The following is a 19,498-nucleotide window of genomic DNA, read 5'->3' on the forward strand; positions in this document are numbered from 1 at the left end:
TCAGCACTTCGCGTGCTTAGGACGGTCGGCTTCGGGTTCGATGCCCCAGGCGAGGTACCAGTCCTCGCCCTCGTTCTCGATCGGGTGCTGGGTGCGCCCGGCGCCGTTGCCGCAGGCCAGGGCATCGGCCGCGCAGTACTTGTCGCAGCCCCAACAGATGCGCTCGGGGTGTTTGGGATGCAGCGGAAACGGTTTGGCCATGCCTGCGCCTTGTCGGGACCGGATTCCAGCATCGCGCCGCGATCGGCCGCGCGCATTGATCCAGGACAAGCGGCGCAGGATCGTGCGCCGCGCGTCAAGGAGGCTGCGCGGCCCCTCGAATCGTGCTCGCGGATGTCTCGCGATCGGCGGCTGTCGGCGCGCGGGTTGAATGGGGCGCGTGGACGCCCCACTGATGGGGTTCGATCCACGGAGGCCGCATGGACCCCAGCCAGAATCCCAATGTCTTCCACGCCACGACGATCGTCTCGATCCGCAAGGGCGGCAAGGTCGTCGTCGCCGGCGATGGTCAGGTCACGCTCGGCCACACCGTGATGAAGGGCAATGCCCGCAAGGTGCGCCGGCTCGGCGACGGCAGCGTGCTGGCCGGCTTCGCCGGCGCCGCGGCCGACGCGTTCACGCTGTTCGAGTTGTTCGAGGCCAAGCTGCAGCAGCACGGCGGTCAGCTGGTGCGTGCCGCGGTCGAGCTGGTCAAGGACTGGCGCACCGACCGGCGTTACGGAAAGCTCGAGGCGCTGCTGGCGGTGGCCGACAAGGACACCTCGCTGATCATCAGCGGCAACGGCGACATCATCGAGCCCGAAGACGGCATCGTCGCGATCGGCTCGGGCGGCTCCTATGCGCTGTCGGCGGCCCGCGCGCTGCTGGCCCATACCGATCTGGACGCGCGCACGATCGCCACCGAGGCGTTGCACATCGCCGGCGACATCTGCATCTACACCAACCGGAACGTCGTCGTCGAAGAACTCTGAAGGCGGGACCGGGATGTCCGGCACCGGGGTTCGCACCAGCCGATCCCCCGTCGATCCCGAGTCGCGCGCCCCTCCGCTCTTACGAAGCCCGAATTTCCCCATGCCCAATTCCAGCTCCTCCACCATGACCCCGCGCGAGATCGTGCAGGAACTCGACCGCCACATCGTCGGCCAAAACGCGGCCAAGCGCGCGGTCGCGATCGCGCTGCGCAATCGTTGGCGCCGGGCGCAGTTGCCCGATGAACTGCGCAACGAGGTCATGCCCAAGAACATCCTGATGATCGGCCCGACAGGTGTCGGCAAGACCGAGATCGCGCGCCGGCTGGCGACGCTGGCCAACGCGCCGTTCGTCAAGGTCGAGGCCACGCGGTTCACAGAGGTCGGCTACGTCGGCAAGGACGTCGAACAGATCATCCGCGACCTTGCCGACACGGCGGTCAAGCTCTATCGCGAGCAGGCCAAGGTGCGGGTGCGCACGCAGGCCGAGGACCGCGCCGAGGACCGGATCCTCGATGCGCTGCTGCCGCGGCGCGAGGCGCCGTCGCAGCCGTTCGGCTTCGGCGCGCAGCAGACCACGGTCGACATCGGCGCCGAGCCGTCGTCGAAGGAGTCCGAGACCCGGCAGAAGCTGCGTCGCCAGTTGCGCGCAGGCGAGCTCGACGAGCGCGAGATCGAACTCGAACTCAGTGCCGGACAGGGCATGGACATCATGACGCCGCCGGGCATGGAGGAAATGGGCCAGCAACTGCGGCAGATGTTCGCCAACCTCGGTGGTGGCAAGACCCAGAAGCGCAAGTTGACGATCCGCGCCGCGCGCCCGCAGCTGATCGAGGAGGAAGCCGGCAAGCTCGTCAACGAGGACGACGTGCGCGAGGCCGCGATCGAGGCCTGCGAGCAGCACGGCATCGTGTTCATCGACGAGATCGACAAGGTCGCCAAGCGCAGCGAGGCCGGCACCACCGGCGGCGACGTCAGCCGCGAAGGTGTGCAGCGCGATCTGTTGCCGCTGGTCGAGGGCAGCACGGTGAGCACCAAGTACGGCTCGGTGAAGACCGACCACATTCTGTTCATCGCTTCGGGCGCCTTCCACCTCGCCAAGCCCAGCGACCTGATCCCCGAGATGCAGGGCCGCTTCCCGATCCGCGTGGAGCTCACCGCGCTGACCAAGGACGATTTCGTGCGCATCCTCACCGAGCCCAAGGCGGCGCTGACGCGCCAGTACGTGGCGCTGTTGCGGACCGAAGGCGTGGACCTGACGTTCGCCGACGACGCGGTCGAGCGATTGGCCGAGATCGCTGCCCACGTGAACGAGCGGCAGGAGAACATCGGCGCGCGGCGCCTGCACACCGTGCTCGAGCGTCTGCTCGACACGCTGAGCTTCGAGGCCCCTGACAAGGGCGGCACGGTGACCATCGACCGGGCCTATGTCGATGCGCATCTGGGCGAGCTGGTGCAGGATCAGGACCTGAGCCGTTACATCCTCTGAGAACCTGTCCAAGGTCCTGCTGCGCTTGCCAAATGGCGCGCGTGCGGTGCTCGGAATGCTCACGTACCTGCACGTACGCTGCGCTTCCTGCGCTCCGCCACGCGCCATTTGGCGGCGCTCGCGACGGACCTTGAACAGGTTCTGCCGCTCCGCCGGGTTCACGGCCGCGAAAGGGAAAAATGGGTATATTGGCCTCACGTCCATCGTGAGGCCGTTCCCATGTCCATTGCCCCCAAGTTCGGTGCCCTCGACGCGCTGCCGCGCACGCCGGCGTCCGACGTCAAGAAGCTGGGCTGGCGCGGCGTCATGAAGTCGGTCGCCCGCGATGGCCAAGTGGTGGTGACCCACCACAACACGCCCGAAGCGGTGATCCTGTCGGCGGAGGCCTACGACGCGATCCTGCGCGCGCTGGAGGCGGCCGCGGCGCCGCAACGCTCGGCGCTCGAGGCGCTGCAGGCGAAGTTCGACGCCAGGCTGGCGTCGCTGGAGGCCGCCGATGCCGGCGACCGACTGCGCGCGGTGATGGCGCAGCCGGCCGCACTGCGCGGCAAGGTCAAGGCCGGCGCTTCGCATTGAGCCCGCGCGGGCGGCCTGGCGCGCGGCGCACGCTGCGGACGCGCGGTGCGGCCGCCGCGGGCGGGTGCCCCACAGCCGAACACGAGCGCGGCGCGGCGCGCGGCGCCGCGGCTGGCGAAGAGGCCGCAAAGCCTCGGCCGGTGCTGCTCGTGCTCGCAGGCGTCAACGGCGCCGGCAAGAGTTCGATCGGCGGTCACCTGCTCGCCGACGCCGGCCTGACCTGGTTCAATCCCGACGACTTCGCACGCGCACTCGTCGCCGCCACCGGCTGCAGCCAGCGCGACGCCAATGCCGAAGCGTGGCAGGAAGGCATGCGGCGGCTCGACGCAGCCATCGCAGCCGGTCGGCATTACGCATTCGAGACCACGCTCGGCGGCAACACCGTGCCGGCGAAGATCGCCGGGGCCGCGCGCACGCACGACGTGCTGATGTGGTTCTGCGGTCTGTCGTCGGTCCACCAGCACATCGCCCGCGTGCGCGCCCGCGTCGCCGCCGGCGGTCACGACATTCCCGAATCCGACATCCGCGCGCGCTGGCAACGGGCGCGTGAGAACCTGGTCGTGCTGATGCCGTACCTGGCGCACCTGCAGGTCTACGACAACAGCGTCGATGTCGCGCGCGGCCACGCGGTGCCCGATCCGCTGCGCGTGCTGGAGATGGTGGCCGGGCGCCTGGTGCACCCGGCGCCCGATGATCCGGGGGCCCTGCGCGCGACGCCGGGCTGGGCGCAGCCGCTGGTCGAGGCCGCGCTGGCCGCGCACGATCGGCGCACTTAGCGGATCGTCGTCAAGGGCAGCAGCGAGGCTTGATCTGAAGCCCTCTCCCGCACGCGGGGGAGGGTAGGTTGGGGGCAAACGATCAGTCCGACGAAGAACACGCTCAGTGCGTCGGTGTGCGCGGCGCCTCGTCGGATGCCTCTCGCGCGCCTGCGGTGTCCACCGAGACGACCACCGACATGCCGGGGCGCAGGCGTTCGGCCAGCGGTTGGTCGCGGTCGATCGCGATGCGCACGGGAATGCGCTGGGCGATCTTGACGAAGTTGCCGGTCGCGTTGTCTGCCGGCAGCACGCTGAACTCCGAGCCGGTCGCCGGCGAGATGCGTTCGACGTGCCCGGTGAGCTGCGCGCCGCCGAGGGCGTCGACGGTGAAGGTCGCCGGCTGCCCGACGCGCATGTTGGTCATCTGGGTTTCCTTCATGTTCGCCACCACCCAGATATCGGCCGGCACCAGCGCCATCAACTGCGTGCCGGCATTGACCAGCGCGCCCTCACGCACGGTGACCTGGCCGAGCAGACCGTCCTCGGGCGCAACGATGCGGGTGTTGTCGAGGTCGATCTTCGCCAGCCGCACCGCGGCTTCGGCGCTGGCCACCGCCGCCTCGAGGCTGTCGCGATTGACGTCGACGCTGCGCGCGTCCTGCTCGGAGATCTGCAGGGCCGCGCGGGCCTGGGCGGCGGCAGCGCGGGCCTGCGCGCTGTTGGCGCGCGCAAGATCGCGATCGTGCGCGGAGATCAGCTTCTGGTCAGCCAGTTGTTCGAGCCGACGCAGGTCGATCGTGGCGACCTCGGCCTGCGCGCGCGTGGCCGCGATGTCGGCGGCGCTGCGCGCGATGCCGGCCTCGGCGCTGCGTCTGGACTGCGTGGCATTGGCCAGGGCGGCCTGCTGCACCCGCAGATTGGCCTGGGCCTGTTCGTAACGCTGGCGATAGATGCGATCGTCGATCGTCACCAGCAATTGACCACGGGTGACCGCCTCGAAGTCCTGCACAGCGACGTGGGTCACATAGCCCGTGACCTGCGGCGCGATCAGCGTCACCCGGCCACGCACCATCGCATTCTCGGTGCTCTGCACGCTGCTGCCGAACGGCGGCAGGCGCCAGGCGTAGAGCACCACCAGGATGCCGGCGAGTGCGACGGCGGCGAAGGCCGCGATCTGCAACGTCCGTCGTCGGCGCGAGGGTGCCGCGGGTTGTTCGGGAGGCGAGGAGGCAGGGGTGCTCATGCGGGGTCCGGTCTCGCGGGACGGGCGGCGCAGGCGCGCGCAGGCGCGCCCACGCCCGGGAGGCGATGATCCACACCAAGGTGCAGAAGGCGATGAAGGCAATCAGCAGGAAGACATCGTTGTAGGCCAGCACAGTGGCCTCGCGGCTGGCCGTCGCGCCGAGTGCTCGCAGTGCGAGTGCCTCGCGCAATGCAGGATCGGCGACGGTGGACGCGTAGCCCTGGGCGGTCGCATGCACGCGCGCGGCGACCTGGGGATCGAGCAGGGTCAAGTGCTCGTTGAGCACGCTGGAATGGAACTTCTCGCGCATGGTCTGGAACGTGCCCAGCACGGCCGAGCCGAGCAGGCCGCCGAGGTTCTGGGTCATGCCGAACAGCACGACGAAGCTGATCAGGTTGCGCGGCTGGCTGATTACTGGGCCGATGCCGGCGATCATCATCGGCCCGAGGAAAAACGTGCTGCCGAAGGCCAGCAGGAACTGGCTGAGATACATCTGCTCGGGTCGGGTGGCATTGGTCGCCTGCGCATCCATCAGCGCGCCGGTCATCATCAGCAGCAGCGACAGCAACACCGGTTGCCAGGTCTTGGCCGGATTGATCGTCGCCGCACTGGCGATCAGCCCGGCGACACTGCCGGCCAGCACGATCATGAACAACGTGTGCATCTGCGCATTGCCCAGGCCCAGCGCCTGCAGGAAGCCGACCGCGCCGGTCGCCTGTTCCGACAGCACGATGCGGATCAGCACGATCGCCAGGGCCAGCCGTAGCATCGCACCGGTCGCCAGCCATCGCGTATTGAGCAGCGGACGTGTGCGGAAATGCTCGATCGCGATGGCGGCAGTCACCAGCGCGACCGATGCGGCGAGCGCCCAGCCCAGCCATGCGGTTTCGGTCCACCAGCCGATGCGGCCTTGCGCCAGCACTGCGGTCAGCAACGCGACCCCGGGCGCGAACAGGCCGAAGGTGAGGAAGTCCAGCGGCTCGAACGCTTTATGGCGATCGCCCGGTGGCAGCTTGAGCAGCAGCACGCAGCCCAGCGCCAGCAGTGCCAGGCCCAGTTCGAACAGATACAGGCCGCGCCACTCGCCGAATTCGAGCAGATCGGTCGAGAACACCCGTGCCAGCGGCAGCGCCAACTGCGCGATGCCCAATCCCAGCACCAGGCCGCGCAAGCGGTGCTTTTGCGGGAAGGCCTGCAGCATGTAGTACAGGCCGAGGGTGTTGAGCGCCGCGCCGGCGATGCCGTGGCCGGCGCGGACCGCGATCGCCGAGCCCAGATCGTTGACGAACAGATGCGCCAGCGTGATCAACGCGTACAGCACCAGGAACGCTTCGGTGAACAGCCGCAGGCCGAACTGCTGCCTGAACTTCACCAGCAGGATGTTCATCGACACGTTGGTCATCACGTACGCGGCGGGCAGCCAGGCGACCTCGGCCGCATAAGCACCGAGCGGCCCCTGCAGATCGAGCAGGTTGGCGGTGACCAGCGCGTTGCCCAGGCCGCCGGTGATCGCGATCACGAAGCCCACGACGCCGTAGGCGACGCGCATCGGCGTGGAATGCAGCGGGGTCGATGGCGATCCCGGCATCATCGGCCGCTCGTGCGGCGCCCACGCACGCGGTGCGTAGCGGTCGGCGCCGGGCGATCGCGGCGTGGAGGACGGAGCAGGCGGCGGAACGCGCGACATGGCGCGCAGTCTGGAGCCGTACCCGGTAGGCCGGCAAGGCGCCGCATGCACCGGAGCGTTGCGGGCCAAACCGCTCAGAGTCCGTGTGATGGCCGCGTCGATGCCATGCCGATCGGGGCGGGGGACAATGGCGCTTTCATCCGCAAGAGTGCCGCGATGTCCATGATCCGTCCCCTCGTGCTTGCCTGTGCCGTGCTGCTGGCCGCGTGCTCGGAATCGTCGCCGCCGACAACGCCGGATGCGACCGCTGCGGCGCCGTCCACCGCGCCATCGACCGTCGCGCACGATGCGGACGCGACGGCGGACGCCGCACGCAGCGAGGTGGCGCCGCTGTATCGGCAACTGCGCGACTTCACCGTGGCCTGCGACAACGGCCTGGCCTGCGAGGCCATCGGCGTGAATGACGGCGCGTTCGGTCTGGTGCTGCGGCTGGCGCGCGCGCCGGGCGGCGATGGCGCGCAACGGCTGCGGCTGGGCACGTCGGACGGCGCGCCCGAGCCCGCAACGCTGCGGCTCGACGGCGTGGCGGTGCCTGAGCTGGCCGCGCTGCCGTGGCAGCGCGACGATGATCGCGATGCGCTGACGCTCGACGCCCCGGCCGACATTGCGGCGTTCGTCGCGCTGGTCGGTGACGGCGTTCGGCTGTCGGCCGGCAGCGGCGAGGACGCGCCGGCGTTGTCACTGTCGGGCCTGCGCGCGGCGTTGCTGCTGATCGACGAGCATCAGCAGCGACTGGACACGCCCGGCGCCTGGGCGCGGCCCGGCGAGCGCAATTCGGCGGCCGTACCCGGCGCACCGGCGCTGCCGAGGTTGCATGCAGCGGCGCCGCCGCCGGCGCTGTCGCCGCAGGACGCCACACGGCTGACCGCCGCCGTCCGCGCACAGGCCGCCGACGCGTTGCGCGAGGCCGATTGCAATCCGCCGCGCGACGGCTTCGACATCCGTGACCAGGACGCGGCGTATCCGCTCGATGCCGAGCACGCGCTGGTCTTCGTCGCGTGCCTGAGCGGTGCCTACCAGACCTCGAGCCTGGCCTTTCGCGTTGCGCGCGACGGCAGCAGCGCGGCGCGCATCGTGCCGCCGGGCCCGCCCGGGCTCGATGACGTCAATTTCGCGTTGCTGACCAACGCCGACTACGCGCCGGACACCGCCACGCTGTCGCATTTCGCCAAGGGGCGCGGGCTCGCCGATTGCGGCGAGGCGGCGCAGTGGCGCTACGACGGGCAAGCGTTCGTATTGGCGCAGTACGCCGAACTGCGCCGCTGCGGAGGCGCGGCGCCCGGCGATTTCCCGACGTTGTGGCGCACCGACACGGCGCGCTGAGTGCCTCGATCGCGGGAGCGCGTCAGTCCTCGCCGATATCCTCGTTCCAGACCTGCGGGTGCGCGGCGATGAAGCCGCCGAGCAGGTCGATGCAGTCCTGGCTGTGCAGATCGATCACGTCGACGCCGTGCTCGCGCAGCCAGTCGATGCCGCCGCGGAAGGTCTGCGACTCGCCGACAACGACCGTGCCGATGCCGAACTGGCGGACCAGGCCGCTGCAGTACCAGCACGGCGCCAGCGTCGTCACCATGATCGTGTCGCGGTAGCTGCGCTGGCGGCCGGCCTTGCGGAAGGCGTCGGTCTCGCCGTGCACGGACGGGTCATCCTCCTGCACGCGGCGGTTGTGGCCGCAGCCCAACAGCCGGCCGTCGCGGTGATAGAGCGCCGCGCCGATCGGGATGCCGCCCTCGGCCAGGCCCTGGCGGGCTTCGGCGATGGCGGTGTCGAGCAGGGCGCGGTAGTCGGGCGTGGCGATCATCGGCGGTCGTAGCAGCGCGGGGCTTGCAGTCTGACGCGCCTGCGCGGTGCGGTCGAGCGGGCGCGCCGATCGCGGCAAATTCTTAACATTCGCGTGGCAGAATCCGCGCTCCTCCCCGCGCGCGATGCAAGAACACCTATGGAATGGCTGGCCGACCCGACGATTTGGATGGGTCTGGCGACCCTGGTGGTCCTCGAGATCATCCTGGGCATCGACAACCTGGTGTTCATCGCCATCCTCGCCGACAAGCTGCCCCCCGAGCAGCGCGACAAGGCGCGGATCATCGGTCTGACCCTGGCGCTGCTGATGCGCCTGGTGCTGCTGGCGTTGCTGGCATGGATCATGAAGCTGACCGCGCCGTTATTCTCGGTCTGGGGTAACCCGTTCTCCGGGCGCGACCTGATTTTGCTCGTCGGCGGCCTGTTCCTGTTGTTCAAAGCGACGATGGAGCTGCACGAGCGGCTCGAGGGGCGGGAGCACGACAACGGCGGCAAGAAGGCCTACGCCGCGTTCGGCGTCGTGGTCGCGCAGATCGTCGTACTCGATGCGGTGTTCTCGCTCGACTCGGTGATCACCGCGGTCGGCATGGTCGAGCATCTGGGCGTGATGTACGCCGCGGTGATCATCGCGATGGCGGTGATGATGCTGGCCAGCAAGCCGCTGACGCGCTTCGTCAGCCGCCATCCGACGGTCGTGGTGCTGTGCCTGGGCTTCTTGCTGATGATCGGCTTCAGCCTCGTCGCCGAGGGCCTGGGCTTCAAGATTCCGAAGGGCTACCTGTACGCGGCGATCGTGTTCTCGATCCTGATCGAGGCGTTCAATCAGTGGTCGCGCTACAACCGCGAGCGCCATGTGCGCCAGCTGCCGTTCCGTCAGCGCACCGCCGACGCAGTGCTGCGCCTGCTTGGCGCGCGTCCGGACACGGTGAGCGAGGGCGTCAGCGAGCCGGCCGAGCAGGCGCCCGATGGCGAGCGTCTGGAGGCGGCCGAGCACGACATGATCCGCAGTGTGCTGACCCTGGCCGAGCGGCCGGTGTCGAGCGTGATGACGGTGCGCGGCGATATCGAGTGGATCGACGCCACACGTGGTTTGGCGCACGCGACCGAGCGGCTGGTGCAGTCGCCGCATACCCGCTTGCCGGTCTGCGACGGCGAGCTCGATCGCCTGCTGGGCGTGGTGCAGAGCAGCGACCTGCTGTCGAGCGTGCTGCAGGGCCGGGCACTGAACGTGACCGAGTTCGTCCGCGAGCCGCTGGTCGTGCCCGAGGGCACGTCGACCTTGCGCGTGCTCGAACAGATCCGTGCCCATCCGATCCCGATCGCGGTCGTCGTCGACGAGTACGGCAGCATCGAAGGCATGGTCACCGCGAACGACCTGCTGGCCACGATCGCCGGCGACTTGGCCGACACCCAGGACGCCGACTACGGCGCGGTGCGCGGCGAGGACGGCGCCTGGCTGGTCGACGGCTCGATGTCGATGCAGGACCTGGCGCTGGCAACCGGCCTGAGCCTGCCGACCAGCCCGACCTATGTGACCCTGTCCGGGCTGGTGGTCCACGCCCTCGACCGGATGCCGGCCGAAGGCGACGAGGTGACCATCGATGGTCACCTGCTGCGGGTCGAATCGCTGGAGCGGCGGCGGGTCGGGCGCCTGCGGATCGCGCCGGCCCCGAATGAGGGATAATCGGCCCATGAGCGACGAATCCTCCAGACCCGACACCACCCATTTCGGCTTCCGCGACGTCCCCACCGGCGAGAAGCAGAAGCTGGTTGGCCAGGTGTTCTCCTCAGTCGCAGGCAACTACGACCTGATGAACGATCTGATGAGCCTGGGCATCCATCGGGTGTGGAAGCGCTATTTCGTCGCGACCGCGCAGGTGCGCCGCGGCGACCGCGTGCTCGATCTGGCCGGCGGCACCGGCGACATCGCGGCCCTGCTCAAGAGTCGGGTCGGCGAATCGGGTGAACTGGTGCTCGGCGACATCAATGCGGCGATGCTGCGCACCGGTCGCGACCGCATGACCGATCGCGGGCAGGTGCGCGGCTTCGAGTACGTGCAGTGCAACGCCGAAACGCTGCCGTTCCCCGACAACAGCTTCGACCTGGTCACGATCGCCTTCGGCCTGCGCAACGTCACCGACAAGGACGCAGCGCTGCGCGAGATGCAGCGTGTGCTGCGCGTCGGCGGCCAGGCGCGCGTGCTCGAGTTCTCCCAGGTCAAGCCCGAGTGGTTCCGGCCGCTCTACGATTTCCATTCGTTCCAGGTGCTGCCGCGACTGGGCCGCCTGTTTGCCGGCGATGCGGACAGCTACCGCTACCTGGCCGAGTCGATCCGCAAGCATCCGCCGCAGGACGAACTCAAGTCGATGATGGACGCGGCCGGCTTCGTGCGTTGCCGCTACCGCAACCTGTCGGCTGGCATCGTCGCGATCCACGACGGCTTCAAGGCCTGACACGCTGCGGCCGGCGTTGCGCCGGCCCGGGACAGCCCAACGAAGGCGCGCCGCGCCTGCTCGCAGCGTGCCGTCAGACGATTGGCCGTGAACGACGTGCCTGCGAACCGCGCGCTTTGAAGCGGCGCGTCAGAACAGCGTGGGGGCGACGTCGATGGCGCCGCGCCGCGATGCGAGCCGGTCGGCCAGCCGTGTCGGCTCGGGCAGCCGGTAGCCACGCAGGCAGCGCAGCGTCCAGTCCAGTGCGCCGTCGACGGAGACCCGGTGCCCGGGCGAGACGATCAGCGGATTGCAGCGTGCGCGGCTGCGCAGCGCCCAGCCGATGTGCGTGCCGCGGTCGCGCAGCGGCGACCGGTCGCCGGGCGTATCGCCGGGCGGTTCGAACTGCCCGGCCAGCCGCTTCTTGGCCACGCCGATGCTGGCAAGGCCGGTGGCCACGCCGAAGTGCGCCGCGATGCCCAGACGCCGCGGATGCGCGATGCCCTGGCCGTCCACGAACACCAGGTCGGGCGTCTGCGACAGCTGCGCGAGTGCGGCGAGCAGCGCCGGCAGCTCGCGGAAGCTCAGCAGGCCGGGCACATAGGGCATGCGAGTCGGCAGGCGGGCGATATGGGCCTCGACTGGCTGCAGCGACTGCGCATCGAGCAGCACCACCGCGGCGCGGGTGATGTCGCCGGCCTCCTCGAACCCGACGTCGAAGCCGGCGAGCCAGCGGACGCATGTCGGCAGCCGGTCCTCGAGCACGACCTGCGCGCCCAGGCGCGATTGCAGGGCACGCGCCTGGGCGGGGCTGCCGTCCCAGTCGTCGAAAGGGGCCTTGTTCATGCGCGCATGTTGCGATGCCTCCGGTCGCCTGGGCGTGCAGATCCAGGGCATCGGCAGGCCATGCGGGGCGACGGAGTAGACTGCGCCTCGGTTCTTCCGCCGCGAGACGTTCCGTGATCCGAATTCCCCCGTTCCGTTTCCCGCAGCTGGCCTCGGTGCTGCTGCTGTCCCTGTCGGCCCTGGTGATCAGCGGCTGCAAGCCCGACGCCGGCACCGCGCCGGCACCGCCGGCCAGCGAAAAGCCGCCGGCCGAGGCCGCCGACCGCGACGAACATTCCTACGCCGAGCCCGAGAAGGTCGTCACCGAGGATCTGGCGCTGGACCTGGCGCTCGACTTCGATGCCCGCACCATCGCCGGCACCGCGACCTACACGCTGCAGTGGAAGGACCCGGCCGCGACCGAACTGGTGCTCGACACGCGCGCGCTGACGATCGAAAAGGTCGAGGGCGAGGCCGGCGGGCAGTGGCAGCCGTTGCAGTACGCGCTGGCCGATGCCGACGCGACCCTCGGCAGCAAGCTGACGATCCAGGCACCCGACCGCAACGCCCGGATCCGCGTGACCTACACCACTTCGCCCGATGCCTCGGGCCTGCAGTGGCTCACCCCGGAGATGACCGAGGGCAAGAAGCTGCCCTTCATGTTCAGCCAGTCGCAGCAGATCCATGCGCGCTCGTGGGTGCCGCTGCAAGACACGCCGGCGATCCGCTACACCTACAGCGCGCACGTGACCTCGCGTCCGGACGTGATGGTGCTGATGAGCGCGGACAACGATCCGGCTGCCCAGCGCGATGGCGACTACGCGTTCAAGATGCCGCAGAAGATCCCCTCCTACCTGATGGCGATCGCCGCCGGCGACCTGGTGTTCAAGCCGATTTCCGAGCGCAGCGGCATCTGGGCCGAGCCTGCGACGATCGACCGCGCGGTCGACGAGTTCGCCGACACCGAGAAGATGATCGCCACCACCGAGCAGCTCTACGGGCCGTACCGCTGGGAGCGCTACGACCTGCTGATCCTGCCGCCGTCGTTCCCCTACGGCGGCATGGAGAACCCGCGCCTGTCGTTCATCACTCCGACCGTCATCGTCGGCGACAAGTCGCTGGTCTCGCTGGTCGCCCACGAGCTCGCGCACAGCTGGTCGGGCAATCTGGTGACGTTCGCCAGCGCCAAGCACGGCTGGCTCAACGAGGGCTTCACCAGCTACGTGGAGAACCGCATCGTCGAATCGGTCTACGGCAAGGAGACCAGCGACATGGAGTTCGTGATCGCCCGCAACGCGCTCAAGGAGAGCATCGTCTCGATGCCCGAGCCGGTGCAGGCACTGGCGGTCAAGCCGGGCACGGTGCTCGACGCCGACGACGCGCTGAGCGCAGTCGCTTACGACAAGGGCGCGTGGTTCCTGCAGTTCCTCGAGCAGCGCTTCGGCCGCGAGCCGTTCGACGCGTTCCTGCGCGGCTACTTCGACCATTTCGCGTTCCAGAGCATCACCACCGAGCAGTTCCTCGCGTACGCGAAGGAGCATCTGTTCGACAAGTATCCGGGCACAGTCACCGACGCCGAGATCCAGGAATGGGTCTATGGCCCGGGCATCCCGGCCTCGGCGCCGCAGGTGATGTCGCGCAACTTCGGCATCGTCGACTCCGCGCGACTGGCCTGGTTGGGCAGCGCGCAGCTGCCGCCGCGCCAGATCACCGATGCCTGGTCGACGCAGGAGTGGCTGCATTTCCTCGACAGCCTGCCGGCGACGCTGACCCACGAGCAGATGGCCCAGCTCGATGGCGCCTACCACTTCACCGGCACCGGCAACGGTGAGATCGCGATGCGCTGGTATCCGCTGGCCGTGCGTAGCGGCTACACCGAGGCGAATGCGGCGCTGGCCGAGTTCACCGCACGCGTCGGTCGCCGCAAGCTGATCATGCCGATCTACGACGCGCTGGTGCAGACCGAATCCGGCCTGGCGCTGGCCAAGGAGATCTTCGCCAAGGCGCGTCCGGGCTATCACCCGATCACGACCGGCTCGGTGGAGAAGGTGATCGCCGAGGCTAAGCCGGCCCCGGCCGCCGAGCCGGCCGCGCCTGCGGTCGACGAGGCCGCCCCCGCGGCCAACTGACCGTCGGTGCGGTTTTGCGCGGCCGCCTTCGGGCGGCCGCGTGCGTTCTGGACGGGCGCCGCGATGCGGACGCCTGCTACGCTGGTGCGGTGCGCGCCGTGGTGGCGTCGTGCCCTTCGAAACGAGAGACCCTGCCCATGCCCGCCGTTGCCCGCCCGTTCGCTGCCGTCCTGTTCGTCGCATCGCTGGCGTTGGCCGGTTGCCAGGACCGCGAGGCGCAGGCTGCCGCTCAGGCCCAGGCCCAAGCGCAAGCCAACGAGCAGCAGGCGGTCGCCGGCGAACGCGACTTCGAAGCCGCCGTCGCCGCCGAGAACTGGGCGCTGGCCAAGGCCCAGGCCGACGTCCTGCTGTCGCGCTACCCCCAGACCGAGGCCGCCGGCCGCGTGCGTGCGAAGTTCGACGAGGTCCGCAGCCGCGGCGACGCGGTGCGCGAGCAGGCGCGGACCGCGGCCTTGTGGAGCTACGACACCCGCCCTGCCGACGGCGGGCAACAGGTGTCGGCAGCGATCTATGCCCGCGAGCCGGTCGATGTCGATGGCAGCGGGAGCAAGCCCGTGCGGCTGATCTTCCGCGACCATCCCTCGTGGGGCGCAGCAGCTACCTTGTGCTGGAGGCGGGGGATTTCGACTGCTATCCCAGCTGCCGGGTCGAGGTGACAGTGGACGAGGCCGCGCCGCGCCGCATGGCGGCCAACCGGCCGCAGACCGACGAGGCGATCGCGATGTTCATCGACGACGAGAAGGCGCTGTGGCGTCTGCTCGAGGGCGCAAAGACGCTATCGATCGCGTTCCCGGTCAACGCCGGCGGCACCCGCACGGCGGTGTTCGAAGTCGCCGGGCTCGACCGGGCACGGATGCCGGGCTGGCAGTGAGCCTGCGGCGCAACGCACTGGGACGTCCGCACTGATGGACGTGGCCATCGTCGTGGTGGTCAGTGCCTTGGCGCTGGCACTGCATGTCGTCCTGTTCGTGGTGTTCCGGCGCTGGATGGACCGCGATCTTGCGCTGTCGTTCGCCGGCGACGACCCGGCGCGGCGCGCCTACATGCTGGCGCAGTTGCAGCAGGCGAGGGCGCAGGGCGTCGGCCGGCGCGCGCTGCCGGATTGGTTGGCCCGCGCAGCGGCGAACGCGCCGAACGACGCGCCCGCTGCCTGAGGCGGCTTTTAGTTGCAGTTGGCCTGCGCGACCCGCAATTGCTGGGCGGCCGCGTCGCGTTCGCGTGCGATCGCGCGCTGCTGGCCCTCCTGCTGCGCACGCAGGCCCGAGCGGTCGGTCGGATCGGCGCCCACAGCGCCGGTCGCCGCGCGCTGCGCCTGGGTGGCGGCCAACCCGCGTTGGGCCGCGGCGACACGCTGATCCGACACCGGCTGTACGGCGCTCCGCGTGGTCTGCAGACAGCGTTCGCGCTGCGACAGCGCCGGGGTGGGCGTGACCGGGCGGGTGACATCGTTCGAGAGTTGCCGCGTCGGCTGCGGGGCGCGCAGCGTGGCTGCCGGTGGCGGAGGCGCCTGCGGGCGCAACTGCGGTGGGGCGGGCGCGGGCGCTGCGGGTCGCGCGACCGCGGCAGGCGGGGGATCGGCCGGATTGCGCAGCTGTTGCGCCACGACGGGGGTCGCGACGCCGGCGCAGACGAGCACGAGGGCCAGCAAGGGAGCGGGGCGCATGAGCGTCTTCCAAAAGCGGGGCGGACGTCCTTCCTACAGCGGCCGGGCGTACGCCGGCGTCAATGCGCCTTGCGGCCGGGCCGTTCAGCCTCAGTCGACCGCCCTCTGCGGCCGGCAGGGTGGGACGCCAGCGACCGGTGCCGGCGGCGGGGCCGGGACTTCGGCCGGGATCGCGACCTGTTCATCGGCGAGCATGCGCGCCGCGCGCCAGCCGCCCCAGCGGTAGTAGCCGACCGCCAGCAGCATCGCCACCAGCGCACTGGCCGGAAAGCTCCACCAGATCGCATCGGCGCCGAGCGTGGGCTGCAGCCAAGTGGCGAACGGCACGCGCACGCCCCACAGGGTCGCCCCCAGGATCACCAGCGGCGGCAGCACCGCGCCGGTCGAGCGCACCACGCCGAACAGCACGAAGGTCACGCCGAAAAACAGGAACGACCAGATCGCCACCCGATTGAGGTGGCGCGCGGCCTCCAGCGCCGCGCTGCCCTCTGGCAGGAACAGCGCCAGCGCGTGGCGGTCGAGGCCGATCAGCACCGCGATCAGCATGCCGGTCATCAGGAAATTGATCGCCACGCCGGTCTTGGCGACCTGGCCCACGCGGTCCCAATGGCCCGCGCCGACGTTCTGCGCCGCCATTGTCGAGCACGCAGCGCCGATCGCCATCGCCGGCATCTGCACATAGGTCCACAACTGCAGCGCGGCACCGTAGGCGGCGGTGGTCTCGATGCCGTGCGCGTTGACCATCGCGATCATTGCGATCATCGCCGCCGACAGCATCACCATCTGCAGGCCCATCGGCAGGCCCTTGGCGAGCAGCGCGCGGACGATCGTCCAGTCGGGGCGGTACAGCGCGCGCTCGTGACGGCTGATCCACAGCCGATGGCGGCGATGCCGCAGCCAGGCCAGCATCGCCACCAGCCCCAGCGCATTGGCGATCAGGTTCGCAGCCGCCGCGCCGGCCATGCCCATCTCCGGCAACGGGCCCACGCCGAACAACAGCAGCGGCACCAGCACGATGTCCAGTGCGACCACCAGCAGCAGGAACAGAAACGGGGTGCGCGAGTCGCCGGCGCCACGCAGGATCGCCGACAGGAACGCCAGCGCGTACAGGAACGGCACCGCCAGGAAGATGATCCGCAGGTAGGCCTCGGCATGCGGCAGCGCCGAGGCCGGCGTGCCCATCCATTCGAGCACCGGGCCCGAGAGCGGGAGGCCGGCGAGCGCGACGAGCACCGACACGCTCACAAAGAACGTCGCGCTGGTGCCGATCGCGCGCTTGGCCGCGGTGAGGTCGTCGCGGCCGATGGCCTGCGCGACCAGGATCGTCGCCGCCATGCCGACGCCGAACACCGCGCCCAGCAGGAAGAACAGGATGTTGTTGGCATTGGCGATCGCCGCGATCGCGTCCTCGCCCAGGAATCGGCCGATCCAGATGGCGTTGACCGAGCCGTTGAGCGACTGCAAGGCGTTGCCGCCGAGGATCGGCAGGGCGAAAACCAGCAGCGTGGCGGCGATCGGGCCACGGGTCAGGTCGCGCGGGCGGTCGGTGGCTGGGGCGGCGTGGCGTCGTGACATCGGCGCATTCAAGCTGGCCCGGGATCGTGATGCGGTGAGGGTGCAATCGGCCGGGAGCGGCGCGCGTGAATGAGCGGGTCACTTTCAGTGAGGCCCGTCGCCACTCAGGGATCGCAAGTGACCCCGGCAAGAACCGGCACGTCAGAAAGTGCACTCTGACCCTGGTTCTGGTTCGTGGTCGTGTCGCTACATTCCACCCGGTTGCGCCCCGCGTACTTCCCGCGATAGAGCGCCGCGTCCGCCACCTGCATCGCCCGCTCCAGCGAGGCATCGTCGTCGAAGCGCCCTGAAATGCCCACGGTGACGGTGCAGTGCAAGGCCTCGCCATCCGGTGCCTGGCGCAGGACCGTCGACGCCACAGTCTGGCGGATGCGCTCGGCCACGCCGCCTGCGATGGTCTCGTCGGCGCCTGGGCAGACCACGGCGAACTCCTCCCCGCCCATCCGGCACACCAGATCCTCCGTACGGACGGCCCCACGCAGGACATCGCTGATGGCGCAAAGCACGGCGTCACCCGTGTGGTGACCGTGTCGGTCGTTGATGCGCTTGAAGTGATCGAGATCGATCAGCAGCAGGCGAGCACCGTCCGGGTGCCGCGGTTGCAGCTTGAGCGCTTCGCTCAAGCCGCGGCGGTTGAGCAACTGCGTCAGCGGATCGCGCGCTGCCATCTCGCCAAGCCGGTCGGTCAGGCGACGCAGCACCAACCAGACGATGAACGGCGGAATGATGGTCGCCAGCGAACACATGTAGACATAGAAGGCCACCTGGAACTGGCCATCCATGTGCAGCGTCGCCAGGCCGCCGGCCAGCAACTTGGTCAACTTGATCGCATTCAGCACGCCGATGCCGCCGATCAGCGCGGCCAGCAGCAGCGCCTCGGCGCCGAGATCGCGGGCGAACGTCCGCAGGCCCGCGACCAGCACGACCACCATGCCGCCGAACCACAGGGCGCAGGCCGCTGACAGCAGCGCGTAGCGCGCCACCGGTCCCCAGGCCCACGCCACCAGGATCTGCACGGCCGCATAGCCCAGCACGAGCGTGGCCAACGGCCGAAGCAGCGGTGTCGGTCGGTCGAAGAAGCGCAGACCGCCCACGCTGTAGGCCAGCAGCGCGCCGAGCGTGAGCGCGTGATTGACCACGCCCATCCAACTGCGCCCCACCGACCCTTCAAGCAACTGCAGCACGTAGGCAGCACCGAGGATCAGGTTGCCCACGGCGAACGCATCTGTCCCCATCTTGTCGCGGCCCAGGCGCCTGCCGATGAGCAGGAACAACACTGAAAAGCTCAACAGGTAGGCACACAGCATGCCGACAAGAAGCTTGGCGATCATAAGGCGCTCGAAGTCGGAACAAGGACGAAGACCGGCCGCAGATCTGCACGCCTCATCCGCTGGAGGGACGCCGAAGTTCCCCCTTCGGCGCGCGCGACTGGATGTCAGGACGGGCAGGCCTGCCCCGTCCGATTGGACGGCGACAGCTTAGTACCAACGGCTGGGCAGCGGTGAACTTGAGCCTGCGTCGGCGTCCTGATGGTGCGCAAAGGCTGGCCCACGTTGCGCGCGGTGCTGCTGGCCGGTTGACGACGCTTCGCTCGGCCTGCCTGGCCGGGTGGGCGCCTGGCCGGCAGTTCATTTCATCCCGATCCCCGCATGCGTGGTGCATGGTGTGGGGCATTGGTCGCCGAGGCCCCAGTCGCGCCCTTCCACCCACAAGGAGTTCCCCATGCCCGCACCCAGAATCGCCGTACTCGTCGGCAGCCTGCGCAAGGCGTCGATCAACCGCCGCCTGGCCCACGCCTTGGAGCGCCTTGCGGCGGGCCGCGCCGCCTTCGTGCATGTGGAGATCGGCGATCTGCCGCTCTACAACCAGGACGACGATGATGCGCCCGCGTCGGCCGTCGTGCGCCTGCGCGATACGGTGCGCGGCGCCGATGCCGTGCTGTTCGTGACACCCGAGTACAACCGCTCGGTGCCGGGCGTGCTGAAAAATGCCATCGACCATGGCTCGCGGCCCTACGGCCAGAGCGTGTGGGCCGGCAAGCCGGCTGGCGTGGTCGGCGCCTCGATCGGCAGCATCGGCTCCGCGCTTGCCCAGCAGCATCTGCGCAACATCCTCGCCTATCTCGACATGCCGACCCTCGGCCAGCCGGAGGTCTTCCTGCATGCCAAGGAAGGCGTCTTCGACGACGATGGCGGTTTCGGTACGGCCAGCCGCGACTTCATGCAGGGCTGGCTGGACGCCTACCTGGCATGGATCGCGCGTCACGGTGGGTCAGCGCGCTAGGCGATCGACAGCGACGGCGGCTGCCTGATCCTGGCGCGAGTTTTGAACGGCTCTCTCGGGAGTAGCGACG

The 19,498-nt window shown here is 69.5% G+C and carries 17 protein-coding genes and 1 pseudogene; 11 read left to right on the plus strand and 7 right to left on the minus strand.

The features are described 5' to 3' along the window. A complete protein-coding gene (locus tag BEN78_08790; protein ASR43455.1) occupies window positions 1-201 on the minus strand; it encodes a hypothetical protein in 201 nt (66 codons plus the stop codon). 218 nt (window positions 202-419) lie between these two features. Here BEN78_08790 and BEN78_08795 point away from each other — a divergent pair, with 218 nt between their 5' ends. The 4 genes from BEN78_08795 (at window position 420) to BEN78_08810 (ending at window position 3,809) form a co-directional block, all read left to right on the plus strand. After that, window positions 420-971, plus strand: coding sequence for an HslU--HslV peptidase proteolytic subunit (locus BEN78_08795; protein ID ASR43456.1), 552 nt, complete (start codon window positions 420-422; stop codon window positions 969-971). A 100-nt stretch (window positions 972-1,071) separates the two neighbouring features. Further along, complete coding sequence (locus BEN78_08800; GenBank protein ASR43457.1) at window positions 1,072-2,457, plus strand: HslU--HslV peptidase ATPase subunit; 1,386 nt, start codon at window positions 1,072-1,074, stop codon at window positions 2,455-2,457. Between the two features lie 219 nt (window positions 2,458-2,676). Further along, window positions 2,677-3,033 carry a hypothetical protein gene (locus BEN78_08805; GenBank protein ID ASR43458.1) on the plus strand — a complete coding sequence of 119 codons (357 nt, stop codon included), beginning with the start codon at window positions 2,677-2,679 and terminating at the stop codon, window positions 3,031-3,033. Window positions 3,034-3,173: 140 nt separating this feature from the next. Beyond that, a complete protein-coding gene (locus tag BEN78_08810; GenBank protein ID ASR45033.1) occupies window positions 3,174-3,809 on the plus strand; it encodes a hypothetical protein in 636 nt (211 codons plus the stop codon). Between the two features lie 103 nt (window positions 3,810-3,912). On the opposite strand, the gene BEN78_08815 is transcribed toward BEN78_08810, so the two are convergent. Next, window positions 3,913-5,034 carry a hemolysin secretion protein D gene (locus tag BEN78_08815; GenBank protein ASR43459.1) on the minus strand — a complete coding sequence of 374 codons (1,122 nt, stop codon included), beginning with the start codon at window positions 5,032-5,034 and terminating at the stop codon, window positions 3,913-3,915. A 1,792-nt stretch (window positions 5,035-6,826) separates the two neighbouring features. Between BEN78_08815 and BEN78_08820 the strand changes: the two genes are divergently transcribed. After that, window positions 6,827-8,044: a hypothetical protein gene (locus tag BEN78_08820; GenBank protein ID ASR43460.1), complete on the plus strand. Its 1,218-nt coding sequence runs from the start codon at window positions 6,827-6,829 to the stop codon at window positions 8,042-8,044. 22 nt (window positions 8,045-8,066) lie between these two features. On the opposite strand, the gene BEN78_08825 is transcribed toward BEN78_08820, so the two are convergent. Next, a complete protein-coding gene (locus BEN78_08825; protein ASR45034.1) occupies window positions 8,067-8,522 on the minus strand; it encodes a tRNA-specific adenosine deaminase in 456 nt (151 codons plus the stop codon). A gap of 138 nt (window positions 8,523-8,660) precedes the next feature. Here BEN78_08825 and BEN78_08830 point away from each other — a divergent pair, with 138 nt between their 5' ends. Together BEN78_08830 and BEN78_08835 are read left to right on the plus strand one after the other, a co-directional pair. Beyond that, entirely contained in the window at window positions 8,661-10,205 is a 1,545-nt protein-coding gene (locus BEN78_08830; GenBank protein ASR43461.1) for a hypothetical protein, read from the plus strand. Between the two features lie 7 nt (window positions 10,206-10,212). Then, complete coding sequence (locus BEN78_08835) at window positions 10,213-10,974, plus strand: bifunctional demethylmenaquinone methyltransferase/2-methoxy-6-polyprenyl-1,4-benzoquinol methylase (protein ID ASR43462.1); 762 nt, start codon at window positions 10,213-10,215, stop codon at window positions 10,972-10,974. A gap of 129 nt (window positions 10,975-11,103) precedes the next feature. Here the strand turns inward: BEN78_08835 and BEN78_08840 are convergent, their stop codons facing one another. Continuing rightward, window positions 11,104-11,850, minus strand: coding sequence for an endonuclease V (locus tag BEN78_08840; GenBank protein ASR43463.1), 747 nt, complete (start codon window positions 11,848-11,850; stop codon window positions 11,104-11,106). 71 nt (window positions 11,851-11,921) lie between these two features. On the opposite strand from BEN78_08840, the gene BEN78_08845 reads away from it, so the two are divergent. The 3 genes and pseudogenes from BEN78_08845 to BEN78_08855 all read left to right on the plus strand — a co-directional run bounded on the left by BEN78_08845 (window position 11,922) and on the right by BEN78_08855 (window position 15,061). Beyond that, a complete protein-coding gene (locus BEN78_08845; GenBank protein ID ASR45035.1) occupies window positions 11,922-13,907 on the plus strand; it encodes an aminopeptidase in 1,986 nt (661 codons plus the stop codon). Window positions 13,908-14,044: 137 nt separating this feature from the next. Then, window positions 14,045-14,778: pseudogene (locus BEN78_08850) on the plus strand (hypothetical protein). A 34-nt stretch (window positions 14,779-14,812) separates the two neighbouring features. Then, the gene (locus tag BEN78_08855; protein ASR43464.1) at window positions 14,813-15,061 is read left to right on the plus strand and encodes a 30S ribosomal protein S3; all 249 of its coding nucleotides are present in this window, start codon (window positions 14,813-14,815) and stop codon (window positions 15,059-15,061) included. 8 nt (window positions 15,062-15,069) lie between these two features. Here BEN78_08855 and BEN78_08860 read toward each other — a convergent pair whose 3' ends face one another. From BEN78_08860 to BEN78_08870, 3 genes are all read right to left on the minus strand, one after another. Beyond that, window positions 15,070-15,555 carry a hypothetical protein gene (locus tag BEN78_08860; protein ID ASR43465.1) on the minus strand — a complete coding sequence of 162 codons (486 nt, stop codon included), beginning with the start codon at window positions 15,553-15,555 and terminating at the stop codon, window positions 15,070-15,072. 105 nt (window positions 15,556-15,660) lie between these two features. After that, window positions 15,661-17,145 (minus strand): MATE family efflux transporter, encoded by a 1,485-nt coding sequence (locus BEN78_08865; protein ID ASR45036.1) that lies wholly within the window; start codon window positions 17,143-17,145, stop codon window positions 15,661-15,663. A 104-nt stretch (window positions 17,146-17,249) separates the two neighbouring features. Then, window positions 17,250-18,476, minus strand: coding sequence for a diguanylate cyclase (locus BEN78_08870; protein ASR43466.1), 1,227 nt, complete (start codon window positions 18,474-18,476; stop codon window positions 17,250-17,252). Between the two features lie 391 nt (window positions 18,477-18,867). On the opposite strand from BEN78_08870, the gene BEN78_08875 reads away from it, so the two are divergent. Further along, window positions 18,868-19,428 carry an NADPH-dependent FMN reductase gene (locus BEN78_08875; protein ASR43467.1) on the plus strand — a complete coding sequence of 187 codons (561 nt, stop codon included), beginning with the start codon at window positions 18,868-18,870 and terminating at the stop codon, window positions 19,426-19,428. Window positions 19,429-19,498: the final 70 nt, after the last annotated feature.

Source organism: Xanthomonas citri pv. mangiferaeindicae (genome assembly GCA_002240395.1).
GTDB lineage: Bacteria > Pseudomonadota > Gammaproteobacteria > Xanthomonadales > Xanthomonadaceae > Luteimonas > Luteimonas citri_A.